Genomic DNA, 20241 nt, shown 5'->3' on the forward strand with positions numbered 1-20241 from the left:
GCCTACTCACTCGAGGACGAGCCACGGGACCTCCACGAGCGGCGGAATGTGTGTTTCGATGTGGTGCTCCCAGACGCCCTCCTCACCGAAGGCCTCCCCGTGATCGGCAGTGACGACGATCCGCCCCTCGAGTTCCGGGACGAGGGCCGCGACGGACTCGAGGGCGATTCGCAGGTTCTCCTCGTAGAGGGCCATCGCGGCGTCGCGGGTGCCGTTGCGGACGAGATCCGCCGGGTCGAGTTCGAGCCAGAGGCCGGCCTTCTGGGCGAGTTCGCTCCCTTCGAGGGTCGACTCCACCTTCGGCCTGACCGTCTCGCCGAGGGAGTCGAGGACGCCCCCGTCGTCGTCCTCGTCGGCTTCGTCCTGCCGTCGGATGCCCTTCTGGATCTGTTTCAGTTTCTGCCCCGTGCCACGGGCGAGGTACGGCGCGTGGGGTTGCATGTAGTGAAGGACCGTCCGATCGGCCGTCTCGACCAGGTCCCGATGCTCGGCGAACGACTCCGCTACGCTGTCGGGCGGAACGGTACCGAGGTCGTCGTCCCACCCGTGCTTCCAGACGTCGACGACGTCGCTGATGTGTTCGTTCGCCGTCCACTCGTAGTCGCAACTGGCCCCCCACTTGAGTTCGTTCAGCGGAATCCCGAGGTCGTTGATGAACGGGTTCCCCGAAAAGTACGCGATGTCGTGGTCGCCGGTGAACGTTCGAGACGCCCACTCCGGCGTCGACGACCCCGTACTCCGTCGCTTCTCGAGCGTGCCCTCGAGGTACTCGTCGTACACCTCGCTAAACACGTCGTACCGACACGCGTCCAGGACGAGACAGTAGTCCCACTGTGAGTCGAGGAAACGCTGACTTTTCATCTGTTATGTCCCGTTTGCTATCCAATCGACGTATCTTTACTGGTTCGTCGCCTGGCGGCAAAAAACCGGTACTTGCGCCGGATTCGAGGCGAATCAGGACGTTCAAGGGGATCGGTCCGTACTCTCAGGTATGGCACCTGGGAGTCGGCGGGCCTTGCTTCTCGGCGCGTTCGGCGCGCTCGCGGTGTTCGTCGTCCTGTTCGTCGTCGTCGGCGCCGAGTACGTCGTCGACGCGCTGCTGGCGGCCGACCCGGCGTTCGTCGCGGCGACGATCGTCCTCGGCCTCGCCTGGCTCGCCTCCTGGAGTCTCATGCTCCGAACCGTGCTCGAGACACTGGGCGTCGGCGTCACCGTCGGAAAGGCGTTCCTGGTCTACGCGGGGGCCGTCTTCGCGAACAACGTGACGCCGTTCGGACAGGCCGGCGGGGAGCCCTTCTCCGCGTTGCTCATCTCGCGGAGCACGGGTGCGAAGTACGAGACCGGCCTCGCCGGCATCGCCACCGTCGACGTCTCCAACGTCGCCCCGTCCGTCCTCCTGGCGCTCGTGGGCGTCGGCTACTACGCGACGACCGCCACGGTCGGTCCACGCCTCGAAAACGCACTGACGGGTGCGATCGCGCTCGTCGCCGTCCTCGGCCTGGTGCTCGCGCTCGGGTGGGCCGTTCGAGAGCGTATCGAGGCGCACGTGCCGGCGACCATCGCGAAGGTAGCCGGTCGATTCGGCGGCGGACGACTCAATCCGGTCGCGCTCGAGCGCGAGATCGCGGGACGGGTGGCGCACTTCTTCGCCAACCTCCGCCAGGTCGGGACGAGTCGCCGACAGCTCGCGTTCATCGTCGGCCTCTCGCTCCTCGGCTGGCTTTTCCAGGCGGCAGCCCTCCTCGCGGCGTTCGCTGCCGTCGGGTACAGCGTCCACGTTTCGGTCGTTCTCTTTGCGATTCCGCTGGCGAATCTGGCTGGCGCCGCGCCGCTCCCGGGTGGACTCGGAGGCATCGAAGCGGCGTTCGTCCTCCTGCTCGTCCCGACGACCGCCGTTCCGCTTCCCGAGATTACCGCCGCCGTCCTCATCTTCCGTGGAGCCGTCTACTGGCTCCCGGTGCTCATCGGTGGGAGTTCGACGGCCGCGATGGGGATTTGGACGGTCGCCTGATCCATTCGTCGTCGGGTGTCGGTTCTCTATTTCCCCGTTCGACCATCACCATCGGTCATTGGTAGGAGCCGATACGAGACGCCAATCGCCTCAATCACCGAGTTCGGAGGCGACGCTCTCCTCGCCGTCCTCAAGCGGCGACGGCGCGTCGGATTCACCCTCGACGGTTTCGACGACGCGCGTCGCCACGACGACGCTCCAGGTGCCGAGCACGAGGCCGGCGACGACGTCCGTGAGCCAGTGGATGCCGAGCACCATCGTCGAAAGGGCGACTGCCGCGGCCGTGATCGAGGACACGTACGTCCACAGCGGGTACGTCTTTCGGGTCCGCCAGGCGAACAGCGCGACGACGACTGCGAGCGAAGTATGTAGCGACGGAAAGACGTCGGTGTTGGAGGACACCGCGGCCGTCAACGTCTGCGTCTCCGGGTAGACGTCGTACATCAACCCGGAGACGTGATGTGGCACTCGATTTCGAGGGCCGTAGGCGATAAAGAGTGTGTACAGAATCGCCCCGACGGCGTAGTTGAGGACGTAGGCGGTAAGGACTCCCTTGAGGTGCCGGCTCGAGGTGTGCACGAAGTACAGCACGAGCGGGACGACGAGCAGGTACGGGAACCCGAACATGTACATCGCCGAGAAGAACCCGATGAGCGGCTCGGGAACCGCTGCCTGCAGGTCGGCAACGAACAGTCCCTCGAGTTCGTACAGCGAGTCGGTGATGTCCCAGCCGAGCGCGCGGGAGATACGGAGACTCAGACCGTTCGTCGCCTGCTTCGCTACGAAAAAGAGCCCCGCCACGGCGAGGTATGGCGCGATGTCGCCGAGTCGTCGGTCGAAGTCGGCGACGGCGTGACGGAACTGCTCGATACTCGTACTGAACGCACAGGTCGTGACGAGACCGGTTGCGACGATCAATCCAGTGACGAAGACGACGGTGAGGAGGGCCATTGCGGATAGTTAGTGGAGGGATCGCGGAGTGGATGAACTGTCAACGGTGGGCGTTGAAACGTTTTGGGGAGAAATATGCCGGGTGTGGCTCGAGAGGTGACAATTTATCGTCATGTATTCGTATCAGACGGGGTCGTATATGGAAGTATCGATAGTCGGCCCCATCGATACGTCGTTCGGGCGCCCGTCTCACCCGGCCTTTTATTCTCGTCGCAGCGTATCATCGGCTATGGTCGACGTTCTTGCAGACGAAATCGCCCGGTTCGTCCGGGCGACCGGCCCGAAACCGGACGAGACGCTCGCCGAGATGGACGAGTACGCGGCCGCCGAGGGCTTCCCCCACGTCGGTCCCGAAGTCGGCGGCTTCCTCCGCCTACTCGCTCGCCTCGCCGACGCCGAGCGCATCTTCGAGTTCGGTTCCGGCTACGGCTACTCCGCGTACTGGTTCGCCGAGGCGCTCCCCGACGACGGCGAGATCGTGCTCACCGAAGTGGACGCGGACGAACTCGAGTTGGCGAAGTCATACCTCGAGCGCGGTGGCTACGACGCCCTCGCCAGCTACGAACTCGGTGATGCGCTCGAGACGGTCGAGGACTACGAGGGGCCGTTCGACGTGGCGTTGATCGACTACCAGAAACACCGCTACACGGAGGCGTTCGAGGCCATCAAGCCGAAGCTCGCCGTCGGCGGCGTGATCGTCGCGGACAACGCGATGCGAGCGGGGATCATACAGTTCGAGAAACTCCTCGAGATCGTCGAGGGTGGCGATCCGGACGACGTCAACGAGCACACGCGGGGTATTGCGACGTACCTCGAGACGGTTCGTGCTGATCCGGACTTCGAAACGGTGGTGCTTCCGCTGGGGGAGGGAATCGCGGTGAGCTATCGAGTTCGGTAGCCGTGGCAGGCTGCGACGGCGACGTCTCGAGTCCCTCTCTCTGTTCGGAGCAAGACACAGATTCGCGGGGGATTCGATGCGAATCGCCCCGATTCTATACTATCGAATGTGCACCAATTTACTATTATTTTTATAGCATAGCCAATCGTCGACCAACGTCTCGGCGCGGAGCGTCCCCACCAGTCGCTCGGAATCGCTGCTCGAGAGGGGAGGGGTACAGAAAAACGGCGGCGCTAGTAGTCGTAGTCCTGGTCGACGACGGATTCCTCGGCCGGAATCGCGTCAGTGCCGGCGTTGTACTCCTGGAAGGCGAGGAACGTTGTCGTCGAGGCGGCGCCGACGAGGGTCGCCCACGTCAGTGCGGTAAACCCGGCGACGATGCCGCCGGTGGGCGCCGGAAGGGCCGCGCCGGTCGCCTCGAGCCCCGGCAGGTGGAGGGCGGCGATGGCGATGAACGCGAGCCAGAGCCCGATCGAGAGGCGCGCCAGCGTCGGTCTGGAAACGCGTCGTGCGTAGCACGCGACGCCGTAGACGCCGACGACGGCGAGGGCGGCGCCCAGCGTCGTCTCGAGCGTCGTGGGTTCCAGAGAAGCGGTTCCTGCAGTTACCAGTCCCGAGACGCCGAAGGCGCCGAGGGACAGGGCGAGTAGGGGTCGAACCGAGTGTGTGCGGAAAGCGCTCACGTCGTGCACCGGTCGTTGGTGGGTGCAGAACACGGTGGGGTATATACCTGTTGGCTATCCCAGTGACGCGGGAACGAATCACACAGCCGCGTCCGATTCGAGTCGCCAGGACAGGACGACACCGCCGTCGAGTCGTTCGACGTCCTCGAGTTCGAGTTTCGGGAAGTCTGCGACGAAGCCCTCGCCGTCGGCCAGGGTCGGGGCGTCTCTTCCACCGATGAGTCGCGGACCGACGAACACCCGCAACTCGTCGATCAGGTCGGTTTCGACCAGCGAGAAGATGAGTTCGCCGCCGCCCTCGACCATGATGGACTCGAGACCGACCGACTCGAGAGCAGCGAACGCCTCGCGGAGGTCGACACGGCCCGTTCCCGCGGGTACGACCGTCGCACGCTCGGCGAGGGCATCGACGGTCTCGGCGGGTGCGTCCTCGGTCACGCAGACGTAGGTCTCGGCGTCGTCGTCGAGCACAGCTGCGTCGGGCGGCGTTCGACCACTCGAGTCGACGACCACGCGGGCGGGCGACGGTGATTCGCCAGCCTCGAGCCGTCGCTGTCGCCGTTCGTCGTTCTTGACGATCAGGTGCGGATCGTCGGCCAGCACCGTCCCGACGCCGACGACGATGGCGTCGCTCGCCGTCCGGAGCGCGTCCATCCGGTCGAAGTCCGCCTCGCCGCTGATACGGACCTGCTCCCGTCGCCTTGAGGAGAGTTTCCCGTCGGCGCTCATCGCAGCGTTGACGACGACGTGCATACGCTCTCTCCGGAGCGGTGGGTAAAGAAAGCACCGCGAGGCTCGTCGACGTCGAGAATCGACCATCGGTCCGGGAGACCAATGGAGAGTCGTGTCGCTCAGCGCCCGACGCCGAGGGGACGCTTGCAGTTCCGACAGAGGAAAAGGTCGCGATTTCCGTAGAGGGTCAGTCCATCCTCGTTCGGTTCCAGTTCGGCGACCTCGTGGCCCGCTTCCAGGTGTTCTCGTGAGCGAATCGTGTCCCCGCATTCCGGACAGGTCAGGGTATCGGCCATGCTCGTTCAACGGGCGCGAGCGGTAAAGCGTTCACCGCAGCCCAGACCGAAACGGATTGCTCCGTCGAAGTTCGTCGTCCCTGACAGTAGCGGACGTGAGCAACGTGTGGTGCGAATTAGACGGCTAGTCAGTGGCAGTTTGCGTCATCGACACGTTCTCGAACTCGAATCGAGCCCCACCAGTATCGCTCTTCGTCACCGAACACGTCCAACCGTACACGTCCGCTAACTCTTTGACGAACGTCAACCCCAATCCCATCCCCGCTCCCGTGCTCGCCGTCGTATATCCCTCCTCGAAAATCTCATCGCGGTCGGCTGGAGGGATTCCGACCCCATCGTCGGCAACGAAAAACCCGGTGGGGAGGTCACCGACCGTGATTGTGACGTCCGCTCCGCCGTGGTTGACCGCGTTCTCGAACAGATTCCGAAAGAGATGGCGGAGATACGTGCTATCAGCTTCGATCGTCTGGTTTGCCTCCACCTCCAGTCTCGCCTCGGGGGCGTCCACCTCTCTCCACGTCTCCTGTGCCGTTTCCACTACTGAGACTGGCGTTGGTTCAGACAGCGCGTCGCTCCCCCGCGTGATAACCAACATGGCGTCGATAATGTCTTCGATGCGGTCGAACGCTTCGGTGATGTACTCCTTCACTTCTGGTTTCGTTTCTGTCGGGAGTTCTCGGCTGTATATCTGGCCGATGCTCACGGGGTTCCGGAGTTCGTGGGCCAACATTCCCGCGAACCTGTCCAGTCGATCGTTCTGTTCGGCGAGTTGCTGTTCGCGTTTGTTCCGCTCGGTTACGTCACGGACAACGCCGACTCGTTCGTACTCGCCATCGTCCCGGATAATTGCAAACGAGGCTTCCGCCCGAATGGTCTCCCCATTCGCAGTATGAACGTCAGCCTCGAACGTGACCGTCTCCTCTTCCTGCTCCTCACCCACAACCATCTGTTCTTGATAGTCGTACGCCGCTTCGACCGTCTCTTCGTCCACGACGAGCGAGCCATGGCTGCCGAGCAGCTCCTCGCGATCGTAGCCGACCATCTCGCAGTAGGCGCTGTTGACCAGCGTGAAGTAGCCGTCTTCATCCACGAGATAGATGCCATCGTTGACGGTCTCGACGATCGTTTCGTAGCGCTCGAGGTTGCGGTTCGCCCGTTCGAGGTCGTGGTTCACCTGCTCGAGTTTTCGGTTTGCCTGTTCGAGTTCACGCTGGCGATCTTCGGCGTCTAACGCACGAGTTTTGGCCCGTGCATCCTTGTACCCTAACCCAAGCCCAGCAATGCTGGCGAGCGCCGGGAGCACGACGAAGCCAGCAATGGGGTCGTTGACTCCCCCCGTCAATGCGCTAAACAGTACGATACCGAGCATGGCGCCGATGGCCCGGACACACCAACTGGCGACGTCTGCGTAGAGGTCGGGGCGGAGGTCGGTGCGTGGGAGATGATAGGCACCAGATACGAGAACGATTCCACTTGCACCAAGTAGCACGCAATTAGTGAAGAGGTCGTCGAACGAATGGATCCCACCAATAGCGATGAGCGCACATCCGATAGCACCCGCGAGGTAGACACTTCCGAGACTGAAGATGAAGCGCTGGCCCCCAACGGAGGTGATTCCACGTGAGAAGTACCCCATTGAGCGCTGTATTGTATCAGGGTGTTATGAGGATTTGGGTTCGTCGTCGGTCAATCTACGCGCTGTATTGGGCACAGTCGATCCAATCCTCTCAAATTAGAAGACTATAACCAAGTCCAGGCGAATCGAAATCGGCAGAACCACTAGTAGAACACGGCGGTTCGACCCATCTGGTTACCATCCCCGGGCCTTCGACGACGACGTTTACTTTCACTCCGTTCCGGGAACGCTTTTTACCTCTCCGTTCGAAGTGAACCCGATGGATATCGATACCCATGCCGAGGATCTCGCCTCCGATCTCGGTGTTGACAAAGAGGAGGTCAAAGCAGACCTGCAGAACCTACTCGAGTACAGCGTCCCGCTCGAGGAGGCCACACAGAGCCTCCGTCGAAAGTATGGGGACGGCTCGAGTGGCGGCTCGAGCGGCGCACCCTCGGCCAGAGACGTCGGGGAGATCACGCCCGACGACGGATCGGTGACGGTCACCGGGGTCGTCCTGAGCGCGGGCGAACGGTCAATCCGTTACCAGGGCTCGGACCACGTCATCGTCGAGGGCGAACTCGCCGATGAAACCGGCGTGATCGACTTCACCGCCTGGGAGGACTTCGGCCTCTCGCCGGGCGACACGATCACCGCGGGCAACGCCGGCGTCCGCGAGTGGGACGGCGAACCCGAACTCAACCTCGGGGAGAGCACCTCGCTGTCGTTCCTCAAGGACTCCCTCGAGGTCCCCTACGAGGTCGGCGGAGACGCCAATCTCGCCGATCTCCGGACCGGCGACCGCGCGAAGACGATCGAGGTCGCCGTCCTCGAGTGCGAGGAGCGGACGATCAACGGGCGAGACGGCGAGACCGAGATCCTCAGCGGAGTCTTCGGCGACGAGAGTGGTCGACTGCCGTTTACGAACTGGGATCCCGTCCCAGAGATCGAAGAGGGCGCCTCGGTTCGCATCGAGAACGCCTACGTCCGCGAGTTCCGCGGCGTACCCGAAGTGAACGTCTCGGAGTTCTCGACGGTGACGGCCCTCGAGACGAACGTCGACGTCGGCTCCGACGCACCCAGACTCCCCATCGGGGAGGCCGTCGCGACCGGCGGCGTATACGACGTGGAACTCGTCGGGAACCTGCTGGCCGTCCGCGACGGTTCCGGACTGATCCAGCGCTGTCCCGAGTGCAATCGCGTGGTCCAGAAGGGGCAGTGTCGGACCCACGGCGACGTCGACGGCGTCGACGACCTCCGAGTGAAGGCGATCCTGGACGACGGCACCGGCGCCGTGACGGTGATCCTGGACGACGAACTCACCGAAGCGGTCTACGGCGGCGACCTCGAGGACGCGAAGGACGAGGCCCGCGAGGCGATGGACCAGGAGGCCGTCGCGGACACCATCCGGGAAAACGTCGTCGGCACGGAGTACCGCGTTCGCGGCCACCTCTCGGTCGACGAGTACGGCGCAAACCTGGACGCCAGCACGTTCGAGGAGAGCGACGACGATCCGGTCGAACGTGCTCGAGCGGTCCTGGATGAGCGGGACCGAGCCTCGGAGGTGGAGGCATGAGTTCCGTTGACGGCGAGGAGGTGCCGGGACGCGAGGTCGCCTACCGGGTCTTCGCAGCGGAGTTCGACGACGCCGACTACTCCCACGCCGAGAGCGACGAGGAGCGGGCGCCGAACTACGTCATCACTCCAACGGGGGCGCGACTCAACCGAGTGTTCGTCGTCGGGGCGCTCACGGAGGTCACGGCGGTCAACGACGAGATGCTCCGCGCACGCGTCGTCGATCCGACCGGCGCGTTCGTCGTCTACGCCGGCCAGTACCAGCCCGACGAACTCGCCTTCCTCGAGCGGATCGACCCGCCGGCGTTCGTGGCCGTCACGGGTAAGGCACGCACGTTCCAGCCCGACGATTCGGACGTCGTCTACACGTCGATTCGCCCCGAGAGTATCGCCACGGTCGACCCCGAGACGCGGGATCGCTGGGTCGTGTCGGCGGCCGAACAGACCCTCGAGCGCGTCGGCACCTACGCGGCGGCGGCCGACCTCGAGGCCTCGGGTGACGCGCTCGAGACGGCTCTGCGCGAGGCGGGCGTCGAACGCGGCCTCGCCGCCGGCATCCCGCTCGCCCAGGGCCACTACGGGACCACGCCCGCCTACCTCGAGGGCGTTCGCGACCTCGCGCTCGATGCAGCAGCAGTCGTGGCCGGCGACAGAGACGAGGTGCGCGGATTGAACCGACAGCCGAGCGATTCGCAACCGGGTGCGCCGAGCTTCGCCGCGCTGGCGAGCGCCGAGTCCGTCGACCTGGACGTGGATGTGGATGTGAATGTGGATGGCGACAGCGACCTTGAGGACGCCCCTGCTCGGGATGAGAACGAACCCGAGGCGCCGGCGGCAGCCGAAACCACAGACTCCGCGGTGACGAGCGACACCGGGACCGAATCCGCCGATCTCGAGGCCGACGACGCCAGCGGAGACGACGCGAGTGGAGGCGACGAACTGGGTGACTTCGACGCCGGAGAATCGGATTCGACGGCCGACGAACTCGGCGATTTCGACGCCCGTGTCGAGGCCGAGGGCAAGGGCGAGGACGAGGCAGCCACCGCCGAGGAATCGGATTCGACGGCCGACGATGGATCCGTTGACGAAGAGCCCGTCGACGAGGAATCCGTCGACGTCGGCCAGAACGGCGACCTCGAGGAAGACGAACTCGAGGACGCCTCAGGCATGTACGAGATGGACGACGAGGAACGCGAGCAACTCGAGGCCGAGTTCGGGACCGAGTTCTCGACGGGGGCGGACGTCGACGAGCCGGGTGAGGCAGATATCGACGTGCCAGCGGGCGACGAGTCGGTCGAGGACGTCGAAGACGACGAAGACGACGAAGCGGAACCCGAAGTCGACGAAGAGAGTACCGAGGAGGCCGAGGGAGTCGACGAAGACGAAAACGAAGACGACGGCGACGAGGAGACCGACCTCGAGGACGTCGACCTCCAGGATCTCGTCGTCGAGACGATGACGGACCTCGACGACGGCGAGGGCGCGGATCGCTCGGCCGTGATCGACACTGTCACCGACGAGACCGGTGCCGACGAGGACGACGTCGAGGAGGCCATCGACGACGCCCTGATGGGCGGGCAGTGTTACGAGCCCGGTGACGGCAAATTGAAGGCTATCTGAGCCGATGGCCCGCCTCGAGCCCGTGCCCGACGAACCGGCAGCCGTCGCGGAACTCGGCGACGAGCGCGCGCTCGTGGTCGCGGACTACCACGCCGGCTACGAGGTCGGGTTGCGCTACGAGCGCGGCGTCGACGTCCCCAGTCGAGCGGCCGAGCGTCGAACCCGACTGTGCTCGCTGCTCGAGCGAACCGCCGCGAATCGGCTGATCGTCCTCGGCGACCTGATGCACGCCATCGGTGATCCTGGCGGTGCGGAGCGTGGCGAACTCGAGGTGCTGTTCGAGTCGCTTCCAGATGGCGTCTCGGTGACGCTGGTCCGGGGTAACCACGACGGAGCCATCGAGGGGTGGCTGGGGACGGGGTACGACGAACCTGGCGACCTCGAGAACCATGACGGCGACGGCAACGCCACCGTTGAGGGCGAACTGGGCGGTACACCCCTTCGGATCACGGACGGCAGCGGCGTCCGGCTCGATAGTCTCGGCTGTTGTCACGGTCACACCTGGCCCGACCGATCGGTGCTCGAGGCCGACATTGTCTGCCTCGGCCACGAACACCCCACCGTCCGACTCGAGGACGACGTCGGCGGCGCCCGTGTCGAGCGCGTCTGGCTTCGCGGACGGCTCGACCCCGCTCCGTTTCGTGGACGCGACGGCGAGGCCTACGACGGACTGCCGTGGCTCGAGGGCGACGCGGATCCGCCCGAGGTCGTGGTCGTGCCGGCGTTCAACGACCTGGCGGGCGGGACGTGGACCAACCGCGAGAACCAGTCGTTTCTCGCACCGTTTTTGCCGGAGGCCCTCGCCTCGACGGAGTCGTACCTGCTCGACGGGACTCGACTCGGGCCCTACCAGCGCGTGTGAGAACTATCAATCGTCGACCGCGAACTCAGGCCTCGCTCTCCTCCCTCTCGAGCGCCCGCCGCACCCGCTCGAGGACGACCGGATTGTCGCTGGGCCGACCGACGCTGACCGCGTCGGCGCCGTAGGCGAGGTACTCGCGAACGGTCGATTCGTCGCGGACGCCGTTGTTGGCGATCACGTACAGGTCGCAGGCGTCGGTGACGTCGGCGATGACTGATTCGGAGTCCATCGCGTCGACGTGGACGAACGACGCGCCGGCGGCCTCGAGCGAGCGACACAGCGCCGACAGGTCGACGCCCGAAACCTCGGCGCGAACCTTGACACCGACGGTCGCGCCGTCGTCGGCGGCGGTGGCGACGTACTCGCCGAGTCGGTCTGCGTCTCGGAGGAGCGTTTGACCACAGCCAACCGCACAGAGCTCGGGCTGGCGGCAGTGGGCGTTAATCTCGAGCAACGCGTCCCGCTCCCGACAGACGCAGGCGACGGCCGGGATTGCGTCGACGCTGGCGCTCCTGACGTTGATTCCCGCCTGCAGGGACTCGTCCTCGAGGGCGGCGAGTTGATCGTCGACGAATGCGACCGGGTCGTCGGGCAGGAATTCGGTCCGGTCGCGGGCGACGAGTTCGCGTGCGGCCTCGCGGGACGGGCCGTCGAGCGCGATACCGCCGAGGAACGCACAGCCGGCCCACTCGGCGGCTGCGAGCGCCCATTCGGCGTCCGATTGTCCCGAGAGACTGGCCAGTGCGAGTGGCGGGGAGAGCGAGAGTGGTGCGGAGAGCGAGTGCGATGACATCGGTCAGGCGAGGATCGAGAGCGCCTCGTCGATGGCCTGAATCACGCGACCGGCGTCCTCCGGTGAGTCGATCCGGATGTCGGTCTGGATCGTCGGCCGGTCGAACTCGGTCGGGTCGTCGCTGTCGATGACGAACGCGTCGGCGAAGGGATACGCCGTCGCCAGACCAGCCGTGTTCGGCGTCGCACCGACGGCCTCCATCAGGTCACCGGCCGGGCCCGAGAACGCCTCGTCACCCAGGAACGGCGAGACGGCGACGACGGGTGTCTCCATCAGCGCCCTCGCGACGCCGGGCAGCGCGAGCATCGGCCCAATGCTCGTCACCGGGTTCGAGGGCCCGATCACGACGGGGTCGGAGAGCGCCTCGAGCACCCCCGGTGCCGGTTCGGCGTTCGACGAACCGCGGAACTCGACGTTCGTGATCGTCGGTTTCCCGCGGTGGGCGACCCAGTACTCCTGGAAGTGCATTAGGCCGTCCTCGGTGTGGATCAGGCTCGCGACGGCGTCGTCGCTCATCGGCAGGACGTCGATCGTCAGCCCGAATCCGTCGGCGAGGACGTTGGTAGCCTCCGAGAGCGTGTGTCCCTGGTCGAGGAGGCTGGTCCGCGTGAGGTGAACTGCTCGGTCGCGGTCGCCAATCGTCATGAACTCCGCGATGCCCGAGAACCGACGCCACCGGGCGATGTCGCGGCCCTCGGTCTGTCTCGAGGCCTCGAGATACTGCGGGCCGTCGGGGAGGTCGGCCGCTGCGGCGATGTCGGAGAGCGCCGAGTGCGTGCGGTGCGTGTCGCCCCTGATCCCCCACCACCGTTCGCGGTCAAGGACGCCACCGCCCTGGAAGAGAAGCGTGTCGACGTCGGGAGAGACGAAGAGACCGCCGAGTTCGATGTCGTCGCCGGTGTTGGCGACGACGGTAATCTCGTCCGGCGAGAACGCCGCTCCGGCCCCGTCTAACAGCTTCGGCGTGCCGGTACCCCCGGAGAGGAACGTAACCATACGCGTCAGTTTCCACTGCGGGGCTTAAGCAGTTGTGGCCCGATACCGATCATCGACTGCTCGACCGACTCGAGCGCAACGCTTGCGTCCCGGGCTGGCGTGGGTCACGCCCAGTCCGCGAAACTCCCCTCGAACAGCGTCTCGGCTTGCTGTTCGACGTACTGACGTTGCATCACCTCGAGGGCGCCCGCGAGCGACTCCCCCGAGGCGACCTCGTCGGCCACCAGTTCGTGTTTCCAGCGGGCGGGAGTCAGACCCTGGCGGACGCGACGCCGAAGCGGGTGGAGGTAGGCCGCGACCTCCTCGTCGGTCAGGCCGCGACTCGAGAGGCCGTCTTCGGCGTGTGCGAAAAGGTCTGCGTAGACGGCTTCCGTGTCGCTCGTCGTCTGTCCGTCGTTCGTGATCCACTCGAGGTCGGCCGCCAGCCCGTCGCGCATCGCGGCGTAGAAGTTCTCGCGGGCGATCTCCCAGTCGAGTTCGCGAACGGGGTGCTCGAGGTGAGTGAGACTCTCCAGAAGCCCCGCGTACGCCGCGAGGAACGCGACGGAGTCCCGGACGGTCGGCTGGGCCGGAATCGGGCGAAACTCGATGCGGGCGTTCGCCGCCGACCGACTCGAGCCGTCGAAGACCGGGCGCACCCACCGCCAGTAGGTGCCGTGCTTGCGCCGGAAGTGGGCGAACTGGTCGTCGAACCGGTCGCCGTCGCCGACCGGCATCGGCACGAGGGTGTCGTCGGTGGCGATTCGCTCGACGGCTTTCTCGACGCTCTCGAGGTCGTACGGGAAGCGAACTTTGCCGGTCCCGGCCGAGGGATCGTTCAGGACGGTCTCGAAGATGCTGATCCGGTGTTCCATCCAGGCGTCGCGAAGGACGTCCTCGGCGGCCGCCCCGTCGTCGTAGAGGTCGGCGGGAAGGAACGGCGAGTTGACTCCCAGTGCGAGCAGTGGACCGGCGATCCTGACGGCGTAGTTGAAGTACGTCGGCAGGTCCGGGGCGTGGGGGACCTGGTAGTGAGGCTGAATCGAGGTGATGAGGCTCTCGGGCATCGCGGTCTCGGCAGCGAGCGAGACGTGCGGGCAGTCGAGGACCATCCCGGCGGCCTCGGCACGGTCGGTGTTGGCCATCGCGTGGTAGCGCGCGGCGTCGCTCATGTTCGTTGCGAGCGTGACGGTGCGCGAGTTGGTGCCCGCTTCCTCGCTGTCGCCTGAGGAATCGCCGACCTCGAGCGTCCGTTCGACCGTGTCCGTCAGGTACTCGTAGGCGGATTCGCCGGCCGGCGGCAGGGTCCAGAGTCCGTCGCTGACCAGGCGCATCCCCTCTGCTTTCGCGACGTTCTCCGCCGCGCGCAGGCGGGCGAGAATCTCCGACTCCTGGGCGCGAAGTCCGTCGGCGTTGAGCGGTTGCGGACTCGTCGTCATCTCCGCGTTGTGGAGGCCGAGTTCCTTCTCGAAGCCCATCAACTCGAGGAGACGCCGAGGAACGCGCTTGAGCGCGGCCGTTTCGGCGTCGATGGCGTAGAATTCGTACTCGAAGCCGACGATCGCCTGTGGGTTGTCAAACGCGCCCGACTCGATTCCCTCGACGATGACGTCGGCTTCCTCGATCGCGCGGTCGCGAAACGACTCGGCATCGACGGCGAGTACCTCCTCGAGACGCGACGCGAGTTCCTCGGCTCCCATACCACCGGGTCTGCTTTCCAGTGGGTTAAATGCAGTTATCCCTCGAGCGGACACTGTACTCGAGTGTTCGGCTCGCTCCGGAGAGTGGTGGCCTGCGTTCTCGGACGACTGGTCCGGTGCGGTGCGATTGCGCCACGGAAGGGTGCGGGTGGTGTCTAGCGTTTCGCGGTTGGCGTCTCGCGTCTCGCGACCCGCTGGCGGGTCTCACGGTTCGCGCTTTCAGCTAGCTCGAGTGGGAACGTCTCGAGAGCGCATACCTACTCGTTGACGCGAGCGATCTATTGGCAAGCCACCAAAACACTCTTCAGAATCGGACCATCACTGAATGTGAGAGTTGGTCGGATTTCGTCGTTCTCCTGCCAGAGGCACGAATGCCCCATCGAACGGTCTCCGAGCCGTTTGAACCAGAAACTCGCTCCTCGAGGAAGACACCCATCGGCAACCAACAGTAGTGACGGAAATATAACACCTAATTCGTCCTAAACGTTAATAGGCCAGATTTTGTACTTTTACCGGATTACGGATGTCACCGAGTGATCCCCCCTACGAGAAATTAATCGAAAATGCTCCTATCGGCATCTTTCGGGTTCCGGTCGACGATCTGGATCTCGAAGCGTCCCAGGTCGACTCGGAGAATCAGTACGCCAATCAGCAACTCGCCAGAATGCTCTCTTTCGATTCGGTCGAACAGTTACGCTCAGAGATCTCGTCCATCGAATACGCGGATCCACAGGACAGTGAGCGACTCGAAGAACAGCTCAAGAGAACGGGTCACGTGGATGCATTCGAGACGCAACTGATCGCGAACGACGGGGAAACGGTGGACGTTCTCGTCTCTGGAACTATCGACGACGGGGAGTTCATCGCCTACGTCACCGACATCTCCGAGCGCAAGCGACTCGAGCGGAAGACGGCTGAACAGGCCGAAGCGATTCTCGAACAGTCGACGCCGATCGTCGAGATCTGGGATTGCATCACGCTCGCAACCGTGGTCGGAACGCTGGATACGACTCGCGCACAGCGGCTCACCGAGGAGTTGCTCATCGAACTCACAGAGAACGGGTCGGAGATTGCGTTGATCGACATCACTGGTGTTCCCAACGTGGACACGGCGACGGCACAGCACCTCACCGATACGGTGAACGCCGTGTCGCTGCTAGGCAGCGAAGTCATCATCACCGGGATCAACCCCAACATCGCCCAGACGCTGGTCCAGCTCGGGATCACGATGGACGACATCCGAACCAGGTCCACGTTGAGCGAGGGGCTGGAACTCGGATTGCACCTCACCCAGAACATCGACATCGTGACGAATGCGTCCCAATCCCAGTAATATGACCCACACAGATCGCGTCACCGTTATCCAGGTGCGAGGAACGCTGATCGCGACCCTCCCCCCACACCCGTCGGACAGTACGATCGACGACCTCCAGGAGCGCATTCTCGAGCGTATCAACCAGACGAACCTCGAGCGCATCGAGGGAGTCGTGCTCGACGTCTCCGACGTGCAAACGGTCGACTCGTTCTTCGCCCGGGTGATCGTCGAGACGGCAAAGATGGTCGAACTGATGGGCGTTCGACCGATTCTCGTCGGCATCAGCCCTGCCATCGCCATCACGGTGACCGAACTCGGGTTCGACCTGGGTGGTGTGCAGACGGCCAAGAGTATCGATGCGGCGCTAGACGCCCTCGAGATAGATTCGAGATGAGTCACATGGTGAGCGAAGAAGGGGTCCTCGAGATCGCCTCCGAATCGGACATCGTCACCGCCCGGACCACGATTCGCAACGTCGTTTCGAACGTCGGCTTCGGGCTGACGGACACCACCCGGATTGTGACCGCAGTCTCCGAACTCGCCCGGAACATCTATCTCTACGCCGAGGTCGGGACAATGCGCTGGCGCGTCCGCTCGGAGGGGAGTCGGCGCGTGGTCGAAATCGTCTTCGACGACAATGGCCCGGGAATTCCGGACGTCGATCGCGCCCTCGAGGAGGGGTACTCGACGTCGAGCGGAATGGGCCACGGCCTCTCCGGCGCCCGGAAGATGATGGACGAGTTCGAGATCGACACGAGTGCCGAGACGGGGACGACCGTCACCATTCGCAAGTACGTGCCACGAGTGGTCGCCAATGACGGGTGACGACGAGACGTCGATCACGATTTCCAAACAGGCCGACGTCATCCTCGCTGGCCGCCGGGCGAAGCCGATCCTTGCAGCGTTCGAACTCGACGAGTCGACCATCGAAGAGGTCGTCCTCGTGATCCACGAACTGGCCTCGAACATCGTCAAACACGCCGGCGAAGGGACGATCACGCTCGTGCCCACGTCGTCGGACGACCATCACGGTATCGAGATTCACGCCGAGGACTCGGGGCCGGGAATCGGCGACGTCGATCGAGCGATCACCGACGGCTATTCGACGGCGGGGAGCCTGGGGTCCGGCCTCGGGGCGGTCGATCGCCTCATGGACGAATTCGAAGTCGTTCCTCGCCCCGATTCACACGCCGGCACACACATCGTCGCCAAACGCGAATTTCGGACTCGAACGCGTTCACAGAAGCCGTTTCCGCTCACGTTCGGAGCGGCGACGCGTCCCCGTTCGCGCGGCGATCCGAACGGCGACGCGTTCGTCATCAAACGGTGGGGACACAGCGCCCTCGTCGGCGTGATCGACGGACTGGGGCACGGACGGGATGCACACACTGCCGCGGCGGCGGCAAAACGGTACGTCACGAGCCACTTCGACCAGTCGCTCACCGCCATCTTTCAGGGCGTCGAACGGGTGTGTGCCAGGACGCGCGGAGTCGTCATGGCGCTCGCTCGTTTCGACTGGTCCAGAGAGACGATTTCGTACGCCAGCGTCGGCAATATCTCTCACAAGGTCGATGCCCCGGTGCCACTCGAGTTCGTGACTCGACGGGGAGTGCTCGGGAACGACGCCCCGGAACCGCTGATCAGGGAAAACGAGTGGGACCCCGAGTACGCCCTGGCGCTGTATTCTGACGGCGTACGGTCGCTCTGGAAGTGGGACGAATTCGTCCACCTCGTGGACGAACCGAGTTCGACGCTCGCCCACCGACTCCTGGCGGAGTTGGCAGACGAGAACGACGACGCGACCGTGCTGGTGGTCACGAGGGGGTCGCGATGAGCGGCCAGGACGGTGACGAACAGCCCTCGGACGCAGACCAGGACATGATCCAGGCGCTGCAAGCGGAACTCAGGGAGACGAACGAGGGGCTCCTCGCGCTCACCCTCGAGCGGGAGGAACACGAACGGACGCTGACGGCACTCCACGAATCGAGCCGGGAACTACTCCACGCCGAGACCGCCGAGGACGTGTGCGACCTCATCCTCGAGACGACGAACGAAGTCCTCGGCATTCCCGGCGCCGGGGTGTACTTCGCCAGCGAGGACGGAACCCGGCTCTCGCCAGCCGCGACGACCGAGTACGTCGAGAACCGGTTTGGAGCCCTTTCGCCCGTGCGTCCCGGAGACGACTCGGTCGCGTGGCGATCGTTCGCCGAGGGAGAGACCATCGTGATGGACGACGGTATGACCGACCGCGACGAAGGTCTCGAGGCGGCGTTTCCCAGCGGCATCTGGCTTCCGCTCGGGTCTCACGGCGTCATGGTCGCCGTCTCCGACCAGATTGGGGTGTTCGACGCGGACAAACGCCAGCTTGCCGGGCTGCTCGCGGCTACCGCCGAGGCGGCCCTCGACCGGGTCGAACAGGAGAAACGGCGACGCCGGCGTGAGGCGCAACTCGAGGGGCTCGTCGAGGCGACGGGGGAGTTGCTCGGAGCGGAGACGGTACGAGAGGTCTGTGATACCGTGGTCGAGACGGCCGAATCGGCGCTCGGCCTCCCGATTACGATGATCGCGGTCTACGATAGCGAGACGGGGACGCTCAGACCACGCGCACAGACGGCGATGGCCGAAACGATCGTCGACGCGGAGCAGATGTTCGACCCGCAGGCCGAACTGGCGTGGCAGGCGTTCGCCGAGAAACGGGTGACGGTTCACGACGAGATGGCAGTCGCCCCCGGGGCCGACGCCGACGCCGACACCTACGGCGTCGCGATCCTCCCGCTCGGGCGACACGGCGTGCTCGTCATCGGCTCGAGGACGAGCGACGACGTACACGACGAGCGACTGTCGCTCGCCCGGATACTGGCCGCGAGCACGGAACCGTCGCTGGCTCGCCTCCTGGCGACGAACGCCGAATCCTCGCTCGATCGGGCCGAACGGGAACGCCAGTTGATCGAACGCGACGAACGCCTGCACGAACAGAACGAGCGGCTCACGCGACTGAACCAGGTCAACGACGTCATCCGTCACATCGACCAGGCGCTGGTGGCGGCGGATTCGCGCACGGCGATCGAACAGGCCGTCTGCACCCAGTTGACGACCGCCGGACCGTACACCTTCGCCTGGATCGGCGAGTACGACGCGGTACACGACGCGGTGACTCCCCAGGAGTGGGGCGGCGCCAACGAGGGGTACCTCGATGCGATCGATCCGAGAAACGCCGACTCGAGCGAACGGGAACCGACGGAACTGGCGAACGAGACGCAGGAACCGCAGGTTATCGAGGACCTGCTGGGCGAGCCGCCACTCCCCCGGTGGCGTCGCGAGGCGCTCAAGCGCGGCTATCGCGCTTGCATCGCGATTCCGCTCGTGTACCGCGAGATGCGCTACGGCGTGTTGACGGTGTATTCGGACCAGCTCGAGACGTTCGGGGATCTGGAGCGTACCGTTCTCGTGGAGCTCGGCGAGACCATCGCCTATGCGATCAACGCCGTCGAGAGCAAGAAAGCGCTCGTGAGCGACGAGTTCGTCGAAGTCGAGTTCGAGATTCGGGACGACTCCATCCCGTTCCTCTCAGTGACTGCCGAGGTCGGCTGTGTCGTCGAACTCGAGAGCGTGGTCGCCCGCTCGAACGGTGGGTACCGCGTCTTCTTCACCACCCACGAGACGCCGCCGGAACCCGTCCTCGAGCACATGGAGCGAGCGTTCGCGGTGGACGACACGCGACTCATCTCGGAGAGCGACGAGGAGTGCCTCTTCGAATGTACGGTCGACGAGTCGAGTTTCTTCGGAACGCTCCTCGGTCACGGCGCCATCCCCCAGCGATTCAGGGCGAAAGGCGGCGAAGGAACGATCGCCGTCGCCCTCCCGGAGAGCGCGGACGTTCGGCTGTTCATCGACACGATCCAGGCGACGTACGACCACTCGGAGTTGCTGGCGCGACGCGAACAGCCCCGAGAGAGGGACCGCCGAACGACGAGCGGGTTCACGGCGGACATGGACGAGATACTGACCGACCGGCAGCGAGAGGTGCTCCAGACCGCCTACGAGAGCGGATTCTTCGAGTCGCCACGAGAACGCACTGGCAGCGAGATCAGCGAGGCACTCGGCGTCTCACAGCCGACGTTCAACAATCACCTCCGCGCCGCCCAGCGAAAATTCTTCGAACTCGTCTTCGAATCGGACTGAGACTCGAGCATCGGTTTTGCTATTCTAGCCACT

The 20241-nt window shown here is 64.7% G+C and carries 19 protein-coding genes; 10 read left to right on the forward strand and 9 right to left on the reverse strand.

What is annotated here, in order from left to right:
* Positions 1-6: 6 nt before the first annotated feature.
* Positions 7-861 (reverse strand): hypothetical protein, encoded by an 855-nt coding sequence (locus AC6I65_RS09395; protein WP_497901651.1) that lies wholly within the window; start codon positions 859-861, stop codon positions 7-9.
* A gap of 130 nt (positions 862-991) precedes the next feature.
* Between AC6I65_RS09395 and AC6I65_RS09400 the strand changes: the two genes are divergently transcribed.
* Positions 992-2011 carry a lysylphosphatidylglycerol synthase transmembrane domain-containing protein gene (locus tag AC6I65_RS09400; protein WP_497901652.1) on the forward strand — a complete coding sequence of 340 codons (1020 nt, stop codon included), beginning with the start codon at positions 992-994 and terminating at the stop codon, positions 2009-2011.
* 90 nt (positions 2012-2101) lie between these two features.
* On the opposite strand, the gene AC6I65_RS09405 is transcribed toward AC6I65_RS09400, so the two are convergent.
* On the reverse strand, positions 2102-2962 hold the full coding sequence (locus tag AC6I65_RS09405; RefSeq protein ID WP_497901653.1) for a phosphatase PAP2 family protein: 861 nt from the start codon (positions 2960-2962) through the stop codon (positions 2102-2104).
* 229 nt (positions 2963-3191) lie between these two features.
* On the opposite strand from AC6I65_RS09405, the gene AC6I65_RS09410 reads away from it, so the two are divergent.
* A complete protein-coding gene (locus tag AC6I65_RS09410; RefSeq protein WP_497901654.1) occupies positions 3192-3860 on the forward strand; it encodes an O-methyltransferase in 669 nt (222 codons plus the stop codon).
* Between the two features lie 233 nt (positions 3861-4093).
* On the opposite strand, the gene AC6I65_RS09415 is transcribed toward AC6I65_RS09410, so the two are convergent.
* The 4 genes from AC6I65_RS09415 to AC6I65_RS09430 form a co-directional block, all read right to left on the reverse strand.
* Positions 4094-4543: a hypothetical protein gene (locus AC6I65_RS09415; protein WP_497901655.1), complete on the reverse strand. Its 450-nt coding sequence runs from the start codon at positions 4541-4543 to the stop codon at positions 4094-4096.
* Between the two features lie 78 nt (positions 4544-4621).
* On the reverse strand, positions 4622-5296 hold the full coding sequence (locus tag AC6I65_RS09420) for a 2,5-diamino-6-(ribosylamino)-4(3H)-pyrimidinone 5'-phosphate reductase (RefSeq protein ID WP_497901656.1): 675 nt from the start codon (positions 5294-5296) through the stop codon (positions 4622-4624).
* Positions 5297-5394: 98 nt separating this feature from the next.
* The gene (locus AC6I65_RS09425) at positions 5395-5571 is read right to left on the reverse strand and encodes a hypothetical protein (protein ID WP_497901657.1); all 177 of its coding nucleotides are present in this window, start codon (positions 5569-5571) and stop codon (positions 5395-5397) included.
* Positions 5572-5695: 124 nt separating this feature from the next.
* Positions 5696-7207, reverse strand: a complete 1512-nt coding sequence (locus tag AC6I65_RS09430; protein WP_497901658.1) for a PAS domain S-box protein — start codon at positions 7205-7207, stop codon at positions 5696-5698.
* 259 nt (positions 7208-7466) lie between these two features.
* Here AC6I65_RS09430 and AC6I65_RS09435 point away from each other — a divergent pair, with 259 nt between their 5' ends.
* Genes AC6I65_RS09435 through AC6I65_RS09445 form a run of 3 tightly spaced genes read left to right on the forward strand, consistent with a single transcriptional unit; the run spans position 7467 to position 11243 of the window.
* Complete coding sequence (locus AC6I65_RS09435) at positions 7467-8762, forward strand: Single-stranded DNA binding protein (protein ID WP_497901659.1); 1296 nt, start codon at positions 7467-7469, stop codon at positions 8760-8762.
* On the forward strand, positions 8759-10381 hold the full coding sequence (locus AC6I65_RS09440; protein WP_497901660.1) for an RPA family protein: 1623 nt from the start codon (positions 8759-8761) through the stop codon (positions 10379-10381). Before AC6I65_RS09435 ends, AC6I65_RS09440 begins: the two co-directional genes overlap by 4 nt.
* A 4-nt stretch (positions 10382-10385) precedes the next feature.
* A complete protein-coding gene (locus tag AC6I65_RS09445) occupies positions 10386-11243 on the forward strand; it encodes a metallophosphoesterase (protein WP_497901661.1) in 858 nt (285 codons plus the stop codon).
* A gap of 25 nt (positions 11244-11268) precedes the next feature.
* Here the strand turns inward: AC6I65_RS09445 and AC6I65_RS09450 are convergent, their stop codons facing one another.
* The 3 genes from AC6I65_RS09450 to AC6I65_RS09460 all read right to left on the reverse strand — a co-directional run bounded on the left by AC6I65_RS09450 (position 11269) and on the right by AC6I65_RS09460 (position 14711).
* Entirely contained in the window at positions 11269-12036 is a 768-nt protein-coding gene (locus AC6I65_RS09450) for a tRNA-dihydrouridine synthase (RefSeq protein ID WP_497901662.1), read from the reverse strand.
* Positions 12037-12039: 3 nt separating this feature from the next.
* Positions 12040-13032, reverse strand: coding sequence for a 2-phospho-L-lactate transferase (cofD, locus tag AC6I65_RS09455; RefSeq protein ID WP_497901663.1), 993 nt, complete (start codon positions 13030-13032; stop codon positions 12040-12042).
* A gap of 104 nt (positions 13033-13136) precedes the next feature.
* The gene (locus AC6I65_RS09460) at positions 13137-14711 is read right to left on the reverse strand and encodes a glutamate-cysteine ligase family protein (protein ID WP_497901664.1); all 1575 of its coding nucleotides are present in this window, start codon (positions 14709-14711) and stop codon (positions 13137-13139) included.
* A gap of 523 nt (positions 14712-15234) precedes the next feature.
* Between AC6I65_RS09460 and AC6I65_RS09465 the strand changes: the two genes are divergently transcribed.
* Genes AC6I65_RS09465 through AC6I65_RS09485 form a run of 5 tightly spaced genes read left to right on the forward strand, consistent with a single transcriptional unit; the run spans position 15235 to position 20208 of the window.
* On the forward strand, positions 15235-16044 hold the full coding sequence (locus AC6I65_RS09465) for an STAS domain-containing protein (protein WP_497901665.1): 810 nt from the start codon (positions 15235-15237) through the stop codon (positions 16042-16044).
* Position 16045: 1 nt separating this feature from the next.
* Entirely contained in the window at positions 16046-16420 is a 375-nt protein-coding gene (locus tag AC6I65_RS09470) for an STAS domain-containing protein (protein ID WP_497901666.1), read from the forward strand.
* A 5-nt stretch (positions 16421-16425) separates the two neighbouring features.
* A complete protein-coding gene (locus tag AC6I65_RS09475; protein WP_497901667.1) occupies positions 16426-16851 on the forward strand; it encodes an anti-sigma regulatory factor in 426 nt (141 codons plus the stop codon).
* A complete protein-coding gene (locus tag AC6I65_RS09480; RefSeq protein WP_497901668.1) occupies positions 16841-17860 on the forward strand; it encodes an ATP-binding protein in 1020 nt (339 codons plus the stop codon). The genes AC6I65_RS09475 and AC6I65_RS09480 overlap by 11 nt, the downstream gene beginning before the upstream one ends.
* The gene (locus AC6I65_RS09485) at positions 17857-20208 is read left to right on the forward strand and encodes a bacterio-opsin activator domain-containing protein (RefSeq protein WP_497901669.1); all 2352 of its coding nucleotides are present in this window, start codon (positions 17857-17859) and stop codon (positions 20206-20208) included. The genes AC6I65_RS09480 and AC6I65_RS09485 overlap by 4 nt, the downstream gene beginning before the upstream one ends.
* Positions 20209-20241 lie beyond the last annotated feature (33 nt).

Source organism: Natronosalvus sp. KLKA75 (assembly GCF_059736265.1).

Coding starts and splice junctions, on each gene's coding strand:
- AC6I65_RS09395 (WP_497901651.1), bottom strand. CDS start 861: ATGAAAAGTCAGCGTTTCCTCGACTCACAGTGGGACTACTGTCTCGTC.
- AC6I65_RS09400 (WP_497901652.1), top strand. CDS start 992: ATGGCACCTGGGAGTCGGCGGGCCTTGCTTCTCGGCGCGTTCGGCGCG.
- AC6I65_RS09405 (WP_497901653.1), bottom strand. CDS start 2,962: ATGGCCCTCCTCACCGTCGTCTTCGTCACTGGATTGATCGTCGCAACC.
- AC6I65_RS09410 (WP_497901654.1), top strand. CDS start 3,192: ATGGTCGACGTTCTTGCAGACGAAATCGCCCGGTTCGTCCGGGCGACC.
- AC6I65_RS09420 (WP_497901656.1), bottom strand. CDS start 5,296: ATGCACGTCGTCGTCAACGCTGCGATGAGCGCCGACGGGAAACTCTCC.
- AC6I65_RS09425 (WP_497901657.1), bottom strand. CDS start 5,571: ATGGCCGATACCCTGACCTGTCCGGAATGCGGGGACACGATTCGCTCA.
- AC6I65_RS09430 (WP_497901658.1), bottom strand. CDS start 7,207: ATGGGGTACTTCTCACGTGGAATCACCTCCGTTGGGGGCCAGCGCTTC.
- AC6I65_RS09435 (WP_497901659.1), top strand. CDS start 7,467: ATGGATATCGATACCCATGCCGAGGATCTCGCCTCCGATCTCGGTGTT.
- AC6I65_RS09440 (WP_497901660.1), top strand. CDS start 8,759: ATGAGTTCCGTTGACGGCGAGGAGGTGCCGGGACGCGAGGTCGCCTAC.
- AC6I65_RS09445 (WP_497901661.1), top strand. CDS start 10,386: ATGGCCCGCCTCGAGCCCGTGCCCGACGAACCGGCAGCCGTCGCGGAA.
- AC6I65_RS09450 (WP_497901662.1), bottom strand. CDS start 12,036: ATGTCATCGCACTCGCTCTCCGCACCACTCTCGCTCTCCCCGCCACTC.
- cofD (WP_497901663.1), bottom strand. CDS start 13,032: ATGGTTACGTTCCTCTCCGGGGGTACCGGCACGCCGAAGCTGTTAGAC.
- AC6I65_RS09460 (WP_497901664.1), bottom strand. CDS start 14,711: ATGGGAGCCGAGGAACTCGCGTCGCGTCTCGAGGAGGTACTCGCCGTC.
- AC6I65_RS09465 (WP_497901665.1), top strand. CDS start 15,235: ATGTCACCGAGTGATCCCCCCTACGAGAAATTAATCGAAAATGCTCCT.
- AC6I65_RS09470 (WP_497901666.1), top strand. CDS start 16,046: ATGACCCACACAGATCGCGTCACCGTTATCCAGGTGCGAGGAACGCTG.
- AC6I65_RS09475 (WP_497901667.1), top strand. CDS start 16,426: ATGGTGAGCGAAGAAGGGGTCCTCGAGATCGCCTCCGAATCGGACATC.
- AC6I65_RS09480 (WP_497901668.1), top strand. CDS start 16,841: ATGACGGGTGACGACGAGACGTCGATCACGATTTCCAAACAGGCCGAC.
- AC6I65_RS09485 (WP_497901669.1), top strand. CDS start 17,857: ATGAGCGGCCAGGACGGTGACGAACAGCCCTCGGACGCAGACCAGGAC.